Consider the following 14,417-nt stretch of genomic DNA (forward strand, 5'->3'; position numbering starts at 1 on the left):
GAATACCTGAAAGTGACCGTGCATGACTGACGAAGAAAATCTCGAGGAAGCCACCTCAAATGTGGATGACATCGTTGAGGATGCCGTAGATACCGCCTTGGCAGCAAGCGCTGCTGCGGATGCGGATGCTATGGCTCAGGAAGCCCAGGATGAGATTGATCAGATCGAAGCGGACGCACCGAGCGGAGACGTGGCTGACGGCGTAGCTGAAGCGGAAGCAGAACGAGAAGCAGCCGAAGCTGAGCAAACGCAAGAGCAAGAGAACGACGACGAGCTGGACGCGGGCGCCAAAGCTGTCAAGGAGTTTTCCAAGACGCTGCGCACGCTGGAAGGCAAGTGGTACGTGCTGCACACGTATTCAGGCTACGAAAAGCGCGTCAAGAGCAATATCGAGTCCCGTGTGGCGAGCTTCGGGCTGGAAGACGTGATCTTCCAGGTGGAAGTGCCGATGGAAGAAGTCGAGAAGCATACGGAAAAGGGCAAGAAGGTCGTCACTCGCGTACGTGTGCCGGGCTACGTGCTGATTCGTATGTATCCGGACGAGAACGCGCGCCGTATTGTGCGCGAAACTGAAGGTGTGACGGGCTTCGTGGGCCCGACTCGTGAACCGGCACCGCTGAGCCGTCAGGAAGTCGTGAGCATGCTCGCACCGATGATCGCCTCGCAGGCGCTCAAGGACGCGGGTGACAAGCCGGCCGCCGCCAAGAAGCGCACGATTGAAGTGTCGTTCGCGCCGGGCGACCAGGTGACCGTGACCGACGGACCGTTCGCCACGATGAGCGCCGTCGTCTCCGACGTGGAGCCGACCACGCAGAAGCTCAACGTGCTCGTGTCGATCTTCGGCCGTGACACGCCGGTGGAACTCGGCTTCGACCAGGTGGAGAAGCTCGTCTGAGATTCGATTCGCCGGACCGGCTACGAATCCAACTACAAAACGTAACAGAAGGCTCTTGGAAGTTGATTCCAAGAGCCTTTTTATTGTCTGCCGTCGTTGCTGAAGCTGGTTATTCCCCGAATTCGTAGCGTTTCTGTACCACGGTGGTACGTTCGCGGTACAGATTGGGTGGGGAATGGGCTGAAGTGTAGCGTTTTTGTACCACGGTGGTACAACTGCGGTACGGATTTAGGGCGAAAATGCACGCGTCTGTACCACGCTGGTACGTTCGCGGTATAAACGGGCGCAAATCCGTAGCGTGTCTGTACCACGGTGGAACGTTCGCGGTACGGATTGGGTGGGGAAGGGGCTGAAGTGTAGCGTTTTTGTACCACGGTGGAACGTTCACGATACGGAAACGGTAGTGGAGCGGCACAAAAACGAGATGAAAAGATGCGGAAGAGGGATGGAAGCGGCCCGAAAGCAGCACAAAAGAGAGACGAAAGCTGAGAGAGGGGCGGAAGGGGCGCAGGAGCGGCACAAAAGAGAGACGAAAGCTGAGAGAGGGGCGGAAGGGGCACAGAAGCAGCTCAAAAGAGAGACGAAAGCGGCACAGAAGCGGCGCAAAAGCCGCACGGAAACCGCACAACGGAGGCGCCGATTTAGGCTCTGGTAAAAGTCCGGTTCGTGGGGCATAATTGGAGAGTTGTGCCTGGAGGAATCGCAGGCCGTTCAGAGCGCCGTATCGGCGATCGTACACAGCTCCCGTTCCGCTCGCACAACGACACAACAAGTTGCGGAAGGTGCGCAGTAGGCGTGCCGCAATACCGCTCTAGTGAAAGAAGAACCATACAATGGCTCCTAAGAAGAAAGTCTCGGCGCTGATCAAGCTCCAGATTGAGGCTGGCAAGGCCAACCCGGCCCCGCCGCTGGGCCCGGCTCTGGGTTCGCATGGCGTGAACATCATGGATTTCTGCAAGGCATACAATGCCCAGACGCAGGACAAGATGGGCCAGGTCATCCCTGTTGAGATCACCGTTTACGAAGATCGTTCCTTCACGTTCATCCTCAAGACCCCTCCGGCAGCAGATCTGCTGAAGAAGGCCGCCGGTATCAAGAAGGGTACCGAGAACCCGCTGACGCACAAAGTTGGCTCGGTCACCAAGGCACAGGTCAAGGAAATCGCGGAGACGAAGATGGCTGATCTTTCCGCTCGCGACATCGAAGCCGCCATGAAGATCATCGAGGGCACTGCGCGCTCGATGGGCATCACGGTGAACGACTGATAAGAGGGGAATAGACAGACATGGCTAAGCACTCCAAGAAGTATCGTGAAGCGGCCGAGCGCATCGACCGTAACAACCTGTACACCGTTCCTGAAGCTCTCGCTCTGCTGCAGAGCATGCCGGCTTACAACTTCGACCAGACCGTCGAAGCTGTGCTGCGCTTGAACGTGGATCCGCGTAAGGCTGACCAGCTCGTCCGCGGTTCCGTGAACCTGCCGAACGGCACGGGTAAGACCGCCAAGGTCCTCGTGTTCGCTCGCGGCCCGAAGGCTACCGAAGCTCTCGAAGCCGGCGCCGACATCGTTGGCGACGACGAGCTCGTGGAGAAGGTCGCCAACGGCTTCCTCGATTTCGATGCCGTCGTGGCTACTCCGGACATGATGGGCAAGGTCGGCCGTCTGGGCCGCGTGCTCGGTCCGCGTGGCCTCATGCCGAACCCGAAGACGGGCACCGTCACCATGGACGTGACGAAGGCTGTCAACGACATCAAGGGCGGCAAGGTTGACTTCCGCGTCGACAAGAACGGCAACCTGAGCTTCCTGATCGGCAAGCTCTCGTTCACTCCGGAAGCTCTCGAAGAGAACTTCCGCGCTGTGGCCGACGAAGTTCGTCGCCAGAAGCCGACTACCGTGAAGGGCCGTTACCTGACCAAGGCAACGCTGACCTCCACGATGAACCCTGGCGTTCCGGTTGACACCGCTTCGGTCTTCGCCTGATCTCGCCTGAGTTCAACGGCTCAGTTTGATTAATTCCCGCTCCACTGCACATGTTGCTGTGGAGCGGGGATTTTTTATTGTTATTTTTCATATACTCCCTTGGCCGCCACACCCCGCAGTCTGGCACCGTGCTTACACCGGCGCATTCTAGTGGTCGCGCATGCGGCCGATGGCTATGGCGGTGTTGAGGACGAAGGCGTCGCGCGGATCGGTGGCATCCCAGCCGCTGGTTTCGGCGGCGCGTTTGAGGCGGTAGCGCACCGTGTTCGGATGCACATTGAGTTCTTTGGCGGTCGCTTCCAGCGAACCGCCGTGACGCAGGAACGTGCTGACCGTGTTGAACGACGCGTCATCTTCGCTGTCCCCTAACACGACGCGATACACGTTGATATAGAGCTCGTCTCGCGCCATCGGGTCGCCAAGCAACGCGCGCTCAGGCAACAGATCATCATCGCGCACAGGTCGCGGCGCATCGAGCCATGCGGGAGCCGCTTGCAACGAGAAATAGGTTTCGCGAATGGTTTGCGAGGCTCCGACAATTCCCTCGCGCACAGGGCTGATGTACACAGCCTGATTGTCAGCGAATGCGTCCAACACATTTGTGCACAGCACTTCCGGGCGCACGGCTGATTCCTGGGTGGCGAGCACCATGACCATCGTGCCGGCCGCGCCGACGAGCGCATGGGCACCACCCAGGTCATGCACGGCTTGCCGCAGCATCCGGGAGGTGCTGGCCGGATGCTCGCGTGGTGTGCCACCAATCGCGAAGCAAGGGAACGCGCTGCCCCATCCCAACACATGCATGAGCGAGTTCACACGGTCATCGACCACACCATTGAGCAAGCATTCAAACGTGAGGCGTTCAATCGTCGTATCGTCGGTATGCCCGGCCAACAAATCCAGCACATCACTTTGCTCATCCATCATGAGGCACGAGTCTAGCCGGTATGGCTGAATGCCAACAGTACGCAGCCAAATCCGGCAGTCAGCTCTGGTCCGATCTTAACGACAATTCAGCTTTGGTCGCGTTGGGGACTGTGGATGCGTTGCTGACCTTGGTTGCGCTGGGCTTTTGCTGCACGCTCGTACGAGGTGCGTGGAGTGTTGGCGCGACGCGTATCGCGCACAAATGTCAATACGAGGAAGCCGAACACAAACGCGAGCGGCAACATATGGCGCTCAAAGTTGTTGGCCGGCGCCATGACCATGACGCCCATCAGCATCAGCAGCGGAATATGCCATGCCAACGTTCTCCAACGCCGCAGCACGAGTTCCGCCGCGCCGAACAACAATGTCAACGTGACATAGAAATTGCCATGAGTAAGCCACCCCAACACGGGAATGTGACTCCACGAGTTGACAAAATGCACAACGTCATTACGCCAATCATGGTTGTATTGGCCGATCCATTCGGTTTGCGATTGCACGTAATCATTGTTCACGTAGTAGCTCATGGCCACATACGGTTCATCAACCACATCGAAGTAGCCGTAGCATTCGGCAAAGAACGCGTCCATCGCCACTTGCGGATTGGCCTGCACAATCTCAAGCCATGCGCTGTTGAATTGCTTCATGTCTTCAGGAGTGACGGTACGCCAACGGTAACTGGTCTTCTTGGATTGGATGCCTGAGGACTTCACAGGGTCGGCGTCTTGACGGAAATAGGCGTCGGCCATCTGGTCGAGATTGAAAATGGGCGCCAGTTTCTCGCGGGCCGATTGCGGGATTGACTTGGGATCATGCTTGGCTACGCGCGCAATCATTTGCAATTGGATGCCACGACTTTCAATCGGGTCGCCCGTAATAATCAGGCCTTGATGGCCCAGCGCGCTGATGCCGCCATGGATTAGCAGTGTGGGAAGGAACATGGTGAGCAGATATACCTTCCAACGGCGGCGGTCAGCGAGCATGCACAGCACTACTTGGAGCATCAGAATGTACCATGCGTATTTTGCAGAAATCAACATGATAATAACGGAACCGACCATGGCCGCGAGCGTGCGTGGACGGACGTGGCCGCGCGTGCAAGCGAACTCGTAGAGCACGCCGAACCACCAGACGAACGCGAACGCGAACAGCGGGGATTTGGTGATCGAAATGGTCGAGAACCACACGAGCGGGCAGCCCAGGAAGAACAGCAGAATCCACAAGCGAGCCGCGCCGCCAGCCGGACGCGTGCGCTTGAGGAAGCCGCGTTCGGGGTGAGCGTGTGAGCGCGGCTCAAGGTCGCAGCCGCGTGAGGGCGTCGGCGTAAAGCTTGTGGAAAGCCACGGCAGGTTGAGGAAGCGGTGCGCGGCCGACGCCACGGCGAACGCGGCGAACGCGAACTGCAGTACCGAAAGCGTGACAAATCCCAGATCGTTCGAACCCGTCAGATAGCGCGAGAACGCTGTGACGGCGCCATAAAACACAGTCAGCACAACGTTGTGTTGGTCGGTCAGGTAGGTGGGGTCGTGCGGCCACAAATAATGCGCCGTGGGGTAGATGTCCATCGGCACGAACGAGAAGAACCCGATGTAGGGCTGGTCGAGGCCCGTCCACTGGTTCCAAGCCCAGCTGAACTCGCGCGCTTGGGAACGGATGTCGGCGCCGAATGCCGAAAGCAGCGTTGCGGGCACCCATAGCCAGCCAATGAAGAACACGAGGAACAGCTTCCAGAAGCGGTTGGTGGCGTGCGTGAGTTTGCGGCCTGAGCGGTGGAGGAAGAGGTGTAGGGGGGTGGGCAGGAGGTGGTGGGTAGTGTGCGCAGGGTGTGAGGAGGCAGTGCGTGAGGCGGCTGATGCGCGTGATGCGCGTGAGGCGGCTGCGCGGGTATCTGCGGTCAAAGGTGAGGGATTGGCTACGGTGAGTGGAGACGGGTCTGTGGTGAGTGGGGACGGGTCTGCAGTGGCGTGCGGCGAGGGGTGGTCCGCAGTGCGTGACGGAATCCGGGTGATCATGCGCGGCGAGTGGCGGCGTGCACGCCACCAGCGCGGCAGGCGCCCGCTGCCGTAAGCCCAGAGCAGCCACACGATTCCAAAAGTAATCGCGAAGGTGAGCACGAGCCAGAGCACGTTGATCGCGCCGAAAGAAGCCAGGCCTTGGTCGGAACGCATGCAGGGGCCGATGGCCGTGCACCAAGCGATCCACAGGCACGCGAGCGCGGCGATGGCCCATGTGAAGATTGACGCGGCGCGCGAACCGTGAGAGGCACGGGCGCGGCCGTTATTGGATGATTGGCGTTGCGGGAAATTGCTGGCGTTGGGGGAGGAAGAGGAGGATTGAACGCGGCCGGCGGGGGTGCTGACAGTACGCGTGGCCATACCGTTGACGCTGCTGCCGTCATGCTCTACTTGCTGGGTTTGCTGGGTCTGCTCACCGTTGCCGCCCTCGCGAACGGGGAGGTCGGGCGTATTTTCGGCGTGCTTTTTTCTGTGAGCGATACGGTGTTGGAGCTGCAAAAAAGCCCCGGAAGCCAAATTTGTACAATTCCTTGACAAAATAGACACCCTGAACGGTGTTGCGGGTACATCCGGTCGTGTAGGGTTGTCAATAGGGATCTGGTTCGCACGGTCGCCAATCATGATTCGTAAGCTTATTACGAGCGCACGAATGGGTGGCGAGCGTGTGCGGGATGGCATGCTGCAGGGGATTTTCCAAAGATGGTTGATTGCTGGAGTGCGTCGAACTGCGTTGAACTGCGTCAGACTATGCGGAACTGCGAGAAATTTCGCTGAACTGTATTGGACTGCGCGGGGCTGCTTATTGCGGTCTGTTGTGAACCGGCTTCTTGACTCGCGGCTCGTGAGGCTGTTGCTCAAGGTGGTGAACAGCGGCGTTGCGGCTACGGGGAATGGTTTCGGGCGTGCGCCGCACACGCACACGCTTGAGCCGGGTGCATCGAAGCAGATGCACCAACTGCATAACTGCATAACAAGATGCAAACGCACAGAAAATACTATGGGACCGCCATAGCACCGGAAACACCGTGGAGCATGTGCGCAGGCATCGCAATAGAGGATGCTCGAGCAGGGATGCTGGGGGATACGTACTACTTGATACGCAGAAGGGAACCTGACAATGGGGATGGTCGATACGGCAGCTACGCAAGCAGCGGTTACGCACACTGCAACTACCGCTACGCGCACTACAGCTACGCACACTGCAACTACGCACACTGCGGCTGCCGCACGCAACAGCAACAGCAATACCAACAGCAACATCAACAACGAAACTGACACTGCAACCACTGCAACCACTGCCAACACTGCAACCACTGCCAACACTGCCAACACTGCAACCGCCGCACACAAGCTGACTGACACTGTCAGCTCCTGGGGGTCCTGGATACGTGGGGAGCGCCGCCCGGGATCCACGCTGCTGGACGCAGGCAATCGTGGCATGGTCGTGCCCGTCAAAGCGCCGCGTCTGACGCGCACGCGCCAGCTGATTTCGCGTGTGTTCACGCGCGCTCGCGTGGCTTCCACGCAGCGTGAAGCCCGTCGTCTGGTGCGCGAAGGCGAGCTCAACAACGAGCTGCAGCGCATAACGCAATTCCCAGCCGCAGCGCTAATCCGTCCGGTCGCCGTCGTGGCCGCCGATGTGGAACATGATGCGCGCGGCCGGTTCAACCGCCGTTGGTTCAGCATGCCGAGCAGCTCACTCACGTTCACGCTCGTGGCCACGGCACCGCGTGAAGCCATGAATCATAAGGATTTCACAGGTTGGGTCAACGTGCTCAGCTGCATCGCCGTCATCGACGCGATTCACGAAGCCGCGCCCGCTGACCTCGACAGCAAACTCACGTTCGCGTGGCCCAACGATATTCTGTGCGACGGCATGCGCCTCGGCAGCGTCAACGTGTCGTACACGTCGTTGCCCAACGACGAGCAGCATGCCGCCGTGCTGATCACGTTCGGCCTGAACCTGGCAATGCCGGCTTCCTGCCTGCCCACACCGAACGCCACGTCATTGTCAATGCATGTGCCAGACATGCCGTCCGCCGACACGTTGCGCGACATGATCACGGCTTCCGTCGTGGCCGCGCTGCCGCTGCAAGTGTCGGGTCTCGCCGCCCAGCATGACGCGCACCAGCAGGCAACAGTGTTGCGTGTGCGCGAATCGTTGTCTCGGCACGCGCGCTCGCGTCACTTCCAGCTCAACGACGGCAGCAGCGTGGACGGCACGATTGTGGACTTCAACATCGACGCATCCGTCACAATCCGCACGAGCGCTGGAGACCGCCGCTTGCATCCGTCCGACGTTGGCGTGACGGCCCAGTGCATTGATGTGGTGCTTGCGTAAGCGCGGCAATCGCTTGGAGAAGATTGGGCTGGCCGACGCTCCTGATGCGGGCGCGAGCTGCAATAATCGGGAAGCATGATGACTATGCACAATGATTCGCACGAGTTTGCGGCTGCATCGACGTCCGCATTTGCGTCCGCGCCCACATCCGATCCCACATCGTCGCCCACTTCAGTCGCGCGGGATACGCAAGGTCCCGCGCAATTTCCAGCGTCCCCGCTGCCCTTCCCGCTATGCCGCACAATCGCCGACGTGCGCGCCTATGACGTGGTCGACTCCACGAACACGCTGGCCGCGCAGCTCGTGGCGTCCGACGACTACGCGCACGACCGTATCACCGTGGTCACGGCCCGTGAACAGACTGCGGGTCGCGGCCGGCTCGACCATACGTGGACGAGCGTGCCGGACGAATCGTTCATCGCGTCGTTCATTGTGCGCCTGCCGCGCTCGCTCGTCACCGATGAGCTTACTGCCGGTTGGGTGTCAATGGTTCCAGGATTCGCGACGGTCGATGCGCTGCGTACCACGGTACGTGAGCTCAATCTGACGTGGCGCACGGACGCGCACGGCAATTCATTCGAACCCTCACTCAAGTGGCCCAACGACGTGGTATGCCAAGGGCTCAAGCTCGGCGGCATTCTGACGCAGTGGGTTGGCGTCGGTCTCGACTCGGCCGCCGTCATTTTCGGCATCGGCCTCAACCTCAACATCCCGGCCGACCGCCTGCCAACCGCGCAGGCCACGTCACTGCAACTCGTTACGTCCGCTGCGGATTCGGCTGGGCAGGATTCCAGTAGTATTTCCGCATCCCACGCACGAGGCGTCCCCCACCTGACGGACTGCTTGGCCATGCATATGGTGCAACAGCTGCAGATGCAATGCGAGTCGCTGATCGATGCGCCACGTGACACGGCTGCGCGCATGCAGTCGCGCATGAACGCTGAATGTTGGACGCTTGGCAAACCCGTGCAAGCGCATTTGGTGGACGGTTCCACGCTCAACGGCACAGCCGTTGCCCTACAAGAGAACGCATCCTTGGCGATCCGTTTGCCCGACGGTAGCATGCGAACTGTCACCACGGGCGATGTGGGAGTGCTTCCCGAAGACACACATTTTGTCCTTTAACCCCCATATCGTGGCACCGCGATGAATCGAGCTGTTCAGTGCTGTTCGCGATTCAGCAATGACAATCCCGAAGCGGCGGCTGCGGCGACAATCGCCTTGCACACGTCACCCGCAATGAAGCCCATCGACGCCAGTGCTACTGTGCCAACGGGCATGCCCGTGACGAATGACTGCAGGCCGATGCCGAACACATAGAGCACACCCACGCAGCCGACGAGGCAAGCCACAACGTTGCGCACAAAACGCAACACCACCGTCAACGTGACACGGCGTGCCGTTGACTGTTCGCGCGCAATGGCCGCATCCCAACGGCTCTTGCGGCTAGCCAGCAGTCCCGTCACCACCACGGCGGGTACAAACCCATAGAGGAAGCCGCAGCTCGGCCCGATCAGCGCGGCTATGGACATGCCGCCCGAAAACACGGGCAACCCGCAAGCGCCAGCCGTCAGATACAACACCACCGATGCCAACGCGTTGCGCCAACCAAGCAGCAACGCCATCATCATGACCACAAACGTCTGCAACGTGATCGGCACAGGAGTGCCCGGCACTGGAATGCGGCCGGCAGCCGTGGCCGCCCACAGCAACAATGCGGCGCCCACAATGGCCGTCAAACGCATCGCAGGTGTGAGACCATGATCACGAGCCGTGATCACGGGCGGCAGCGTGGACGTGGTGGAAGCCGACGTGGTGGAATTGGTTGATGGGGCATTCTGTGGTTGTGCCATGGTGTTCGTCTCCTCTGCGATACCTGCCATGCAAGTCATGCCATGCAAGCCATGCCATGCAAGCCATGCCATGAAAGTCGCCGCACGTGGCCTTGTCCAGGAACGTTGTGCATGCGTGCATGGTGGCGTGGAACATGCCGAACGCTTGCGAAGCGGCAATGTCGCGTCCTCAGAGTGGTGAGGGCGAGCGGTTTGTGTCGCCCAAGTGCGGCCGGCAGGATTCATCGTAAGAAAGTTTGGTTACGACTCCGTTTGTGCACGTCAACAAAACTTGTGGCGAACTTTTGCATAATCGGCGATGCCGCACCCCGGACCGGCATGGCAAGGTGGAACGCATGCCAACACAGCCTGCCACAACTGTCCCTCCATCCACCCTTCCATCATCGCCGTCATCGTTTGCAATGTCAGCCAACAACGCCACTGCAACACCGCGTCCAATCGCCACGTTGCTTGTGGCCAACCGTGGTGAAATCGCGTTGCGCGTGGTGCGCACGGCCAAAGAAATGGGCATCCGCACGGTTGCCGTGTATGCCGAGCAAGACCGTCACGCCCAATACGTGCGCATGGCCGACGAAGCATATCTGCTGTCGGGCGACACATACGCCGAAACCTATCTCAACCAGGATCGTCTGATTGAGATTCTTGAACGTTCAGGCGCCGACGCCGTGCATCCTGGCTACGGTTTCCTGTCTGAAGTGCCGTCGTTCGCGCAAGCTGTGCTGAACGCGGGCGCCGCTTGGCTCGGCCCGAACCCTACAGCGCTTGAAGAACTTGGCGACAAGATCAGCGCTCGCAAAGTCGCCAAACGCGCCCATGTTCCTCCGGTGCCGGGCATTTCCGAACCAATTTCCGACATGCGTCCGCTGCTTGACTTTGCGCATACGCATGGCTACCCGCTCATGCTTAAGCGTGCCGACGGCGGTGGCGGCCGTGGCATCACGCTCGTGCGCAGCGATGATGAGCTGCGTGGCTTTTACATGAACCACGACGCGTTGCAAGGCGGCGATTTGCAAGCGTATTTCGTCGAGCTGTTCATTGATCAGGGCCGCCATGTGGAAACGCAGTGCGGCCGTGATGCGCATGGCAATTTCACCGTGTATTCAACGCGTGACTGCTCGCTGCAGCGCCGCAACCAGAAACTGATTGAAGAGGCTCCGGCCCCGTTCTTGACTCCTGAGGTTGAGGAGGCGCTTGAACGCAACTCGCGTGCGCTGTTTGAAGCCGTGGACTATGTGGGTTTGGGCACGTGTGAGTTCATGGTCACGTCCACGGGCAAGGTCTACTTTTTGGAGGTCAACCCGCGTCTGCAAGTCGAGCATACGGTCAGCGAAGAAGTTTGCGGTCTCGATTTGGTGCGTGAACAGATCACCATCGCGTCCGGTGGCACGCTTACACAGCCCGAACCGTTGCGTGGCCACAGTTTTGAGCTGCGCATCACGTGCGAAGATCCGAATACGAACTTGGCGCCGAGCTCCGGCACGTTGACGCGCGTCGTCTGGCCGTCCGGTCCCGGCATCCGCGTGGATTCAGGTGTCGTTGAGGGCGACACGATCTCCCCGAAGTTCGATTCGATGATGGGCAAGCTGATTGTCACGGCCCAAGACCGCCGTTCGGCCATCGCTCGCGTGCGCCGCGCACTTGAAGAGCTCGTCATTGAAGGCGTGCCCACGCCGGCCCCGCTGTTCGCCGAGATTTTCCGCGACCACGAGTTCACGGCAGAAGACGATATTGATTTCTCGGACACCGACAACGCGTTCCAACCGTCCACGCCCGGCCGTTTCGCTGTGAGCACGAAGTGGATGGAACGCAAGTATCTCAATAGGCAGGCGGCGTCTTCGAAGGGTGGACAGCCTGCGTCGCTGTCTGCAGAAATCAATGAACCAAACAAACCTGAGCCCAGCGAAACGTTCGTCATTGAAATGAACGGCAAGCGCGTGAGCCTGACCGTGCCGTCGGACGTGGTGGCCAACATCACGGGTGCCGCGCGCATGAAAGCCGGCAAGCAGGCCACGCAACCGTTGCGCGGAGCCGGACTGCACCACGTACCGCGCGCCACGCACGAGTCCGAGGCCGGAGCCGGCGTGATCGCCGCACCGATGCAAGCCATCGTGACGCGCATCAACGTGGCGGAAGGGCAGGAAGTAGCCAAGGGCGACCTGCTCGTCGTGCTCGAGTCGATGAAGATGGAAAACTACGTCTACGCGCCCACGGGCGGCACCGTCACCGACATCCAAGTCGCGCCGGCAGCCGGCGTGGAAGCGGGCGACACGCTGATGACGCTCGATGTTGACGGCACCACCAAAACCGATACGGCAGGCGCCAATGCCACTGCCAATACGGCTGCAGATACCAGCAAGGAGGGCAACGATGACTGATATCACGCAGTCACCGAACGTGCTCGCGTTCGCCGATGCGAGCGGCGATTTCAACGAGGCTGTCAGCCGCGTGGAAGCCAGCGAACAGGCGCGCGTTGAAGCCGCGGGGGCGGCCGCGACGGCAGGAACACCGGGCGCGCAAACCGCAGCGGCAGGCGAGCGCCAACCGATCCGCGCGGCCGTGCTGAAAGCCGCACAGCTCGCGCGTGACGCCGAAGAACATGCGCGCACGAAACAGCACGTCAAAGGCAAACTCACGGCGCGCGAACGCTTGGATCTGCTGCTTGACACGGGCAGTTTCGAGGAAATCGGCCGGTTCAGCGGCGGATCGATCAACGGTGGCGTGGCCGGAGCGGCCGTCATCACGGGATTCGGACGTATTTATGGCCGCACAGTGGCCGTCTACGCGCAGGATTTCTCAGTGCGCGGCGGTTCGCTCGGTGCGGCTGAAGGACGTAAAATCTGCCGGCTCATGGACGAAGCGCTCGCACTGGGCGTGCCGGTGATCGCACTGATCGATTCGGGCGGCGCGCGCATCCAGGAGGGCGTGGCCGCGCTGACTGAATACGGCCATATTTTCCGCCGCACCTGCCAGGCGAGCGGATTCGTGCCGCAAGTCTCGCTGATTTTGGGGCCGTGCGCGGGCGGTGCCGTGTACTGTCCGGCGTTGACCGACCTGATTGTGATGACGCGCGAAAACTCGAACATGTTCGTCACGGGTCCCGACGTGATCAAAGCGGCTACGGGCGAAACAATTTCGATGGACGACCTGGGCGGCGGCCATGTGCATGCGACGACGAGCGGCGTGGCACATTATTTGGGCGAAGACGAGTCGGACGCGATTGATTATGTGCGCACGGTGCTCGCATATTTGCCGGCGAACGCGAGCGGCCCGCTGCCGCATTACGATTACATGGCCACGCGCGCCGACCATGAAGTGGCCAAACGTTTGGCCGGCATTGTGCCGGCGAACGAACGCCAACCGTACGACGTGACCGATGTGATCCGCTGCATTGTGGATTACGGCGAGTTTGTGCAAGTACACGAACTGTTCGCGCCGTCGGCCGTGGTCGGGTTCGCGTGCATGGATGGCAATCCTGTGGGCATTGTGGCCAACCAGCCGGCCGTGCTGGCAGGCAGTCTCGACGTCGACGCGTCGGAGAAAGTCGCACGGTTCGTGCGGTTGTGTGACGCGTTCAACCTGCCCGTGATCACGCTCGTGGACACGCCTGGTTACAAGCCGGGTGCCGAACAGGAACATGCGGGCATCATCCGCCGTGGTGCCAAAGTCATTTACGCCTATGCAAGCGCCCAAGTGCCGCTGATCACGGTGATCTTGCGCAAAGCATTCGGCGGCGCCTACATCGTGATGGGTTCGAAGTCAATTGGCGCTGATCTGAACTTCGCTTGGCCCAGCAGCCAGATCGCCGTGCTTGGCGCGACGGGTGCCGCGAACATTTTGCATCGACGTGACTTGCAAAAAGCCAAGGACCAAGGCAAAGACGTGGAAGCCGAACGTGCACGCTACGCAGCCGAATATGAGCGCACGACGGTCAACGCGAACCTGTCGATGGAAATGGGTGAAGTCGACGCGATGATCGACCCCGAGCAAACACGCGAAACGTTGCTGCATGGCTTGGCCACGCTGCGCACGAAGCAACGCCGGCGCGTCACAGGCAGGCATCATGCCAATCCGCCGTTGTGAGCCTGCGCGGGAAGGCGGCCGCATGATGGCGCGTTGATAGCCCGTCAGCAAATCCGACTCGAAAGCGGGCTGCCAACTTGGCCACGAGCCGGGTTGCCAACCTGGCCGCCCGCTGAGTTGCCAGCGGGGCTGCAAACCCGCCCAACGATCTGACCATGCATCAACCGAACCAACTCGCCACTCTTCTGGCCACCTAACAGTTTCTATACAACCAACCGCTTCTATCCAACCAACATCCAACCAATCACCACTGATGGCAAGGAATCCTATGAACAACCTCAACGAAGCCGCAGCTACAACTGCGGCAGACGCCACCTCCACCACG

10 protein-coding genes are annotated in these 14,417 nt (G+C 60.2%); 7 read left to right on the forward strand and 3 right to left on the reverse strand.

Annotation, left to right across the window (positions count from 1 at the left end; genetic code table 11):
• The first annotated feature begins 22 nt into the window (after nt 1-22).
• The 3 genes from nusG to rplA all read left to right on the forward strand — a co-directional run bounded on the left by nusG (nt 23) and on the right by rplA (nt 2,876).
• Nucleotides 23-895, forward strand: a complete 873-nt coding sequence (nusG, locus tag BGLCM_RS02695; RefSeq protein ID WP_006295371.1) for a transcription termination/antitermination protein NusG — start codon at nt 23-25, stop codon at nt 893-895.
• 833 nt (nt 896-1,728) lie between these two features.
• Nucleotides 1,729-2,160, forward strand: coding sequence for a 50S ribosomal protein L11 (gene rplK / locus BGLCM_RS02705; RefSeq protein ID WP_006295368.1), 432 nt, complete (start codon nt 1,729-1,731; stop codon nt 2,158-2,160).
• Between the two features lie 20 nt (nt 2,161-2,180).
• A complete protein-coding gene (rplA, locus tag BGLCM_RS02710; protein ID WP_006295367.1) occupies nt 2,181-2,876 on the forward strand; it encodes a 50S ribosomal protein L1 in 696 nt (231 codons plus the stop codon).
• A 147-nt stretch (nt 2,877-3,023) separates the two neighbouring features.
• On the opposite strand, the gene BGLCM_RS02715 is transcribed toward rplA, so the two are convergent.
• Nucleotides 3,024-3,803 (reverse strand): PucR family transcriptional regulator, encoded by a 780-nt coding sequence (locus tag BGLCM_RS02715; protein ID WP_006295366.1) that lies wholly within the window; start codon nt 3,801-3,803, stop codon nt 3,024-3,026.
• Between the two features lie 86 nt (nt 3,804-3,889).
• Nucleotides 3,890-6,178: a DUF6020 family protein gene (locus tag BGLCM_RS02720; RefSeq protein WP_148401473.1), complete on the reverse strand. Its 2,289-nt coding sequence runs from the start codon at nt 6,176-6,178 to the stop codon at nt 3,890-3,892.
• 763 nt (nt 6,179-6,941) lie between these two features.
• On the opposite strand from BGLCM_RS02720, the gene BGLCM_RS07985 reads away from it, so the two are divergent.
• Together BGLCM_RS07985 and BGLCM_RS02730 are read left to right on the forward strand one after the other, a co-directional pair.
• Nucleotides 6,942-8,159, forward strand: a complete 1,218-nt coding sequence (locus tag BGLCM_RS07985; protein ID WP_052295121.1) for a hypothetical protein — start codon at nt 6,942-6,944, stop codon at nt 8,157-8,159.
• A gap of 75 nt (nt 8,160-8,234) precedes the next feature.
• Entirely contained in the window at nt 8,235-9,284 is a 1,050-nt protein-coding gene (locus BGLCM_RS02730; RefSeq protein ID WP_006295359.1) for a biotin--[acetyl-CoA-carboxylase] ligase, read from the forward strand.
• A gap of 35 nt (nt 9,285-9,319) precedes the next feature.
• Here the strand turns inward: BGLCM_RS02730 and BGLCM_RS02735 are convergent, their stop codons facing one another.
• A complete protein-coding gene (locus tag BGLCM_RS02735) occupies nt 9,320-10,012 on the reverse strand; it encodes a biotin transporter BioY (RefSeq protein WP_052295119.1) in 693 nt (230 codons plus the stop codon).
• Between the two features lie 401 nt (nt 10,013-10,413).
• Here BGLCM_RS02735 and BGLCM_RS02745 point away from each other — a divergent pair, with 401 nt between their 5' ends.
• Together BGLCM_RS02745 and BGLCM_RS02750 are read left to right on the forward strand one after the other, a co-directional pair.
• Complete coding sequence (locus tag BGLCM_RS02745) at nt 10,414-12,387, forward strand: ATP-binding protein (RefSeq protein ID WP_006295357.1); 1,974 nt, start codon at nt 10,414-10,416, stop codon at nt 12,385-12,387.
• A complete protein-coding gene (locus BGLCM_RS02750) occupies nt 12,380-14,092 on the forward strand; it encodes an acyl-CoA carboxylase subunit beta (protein ID WP_006295356.1) in 1,713 nt (570 codons plus the stop codon). Before BGLCM_RS02745 ends, BGLCM_RS02750 begins: the two co-directional genes overlap by 8 nt.
• Nucleotides 14,093-14,417: the final 325 nt, after the last annotated feature.

This window comes from Bifidobacterium gallicum DSM 20093 = LMG 11596, from assembly GCF_000741205.1.
Taxonomy (GTDB): domain Bacteria; phylum Actinomycetota; class Actinomycetes; order Actinomycetales; family Bifidobacteriaceae; genus Bifidobacterium; species Bifidobacterium gallicum.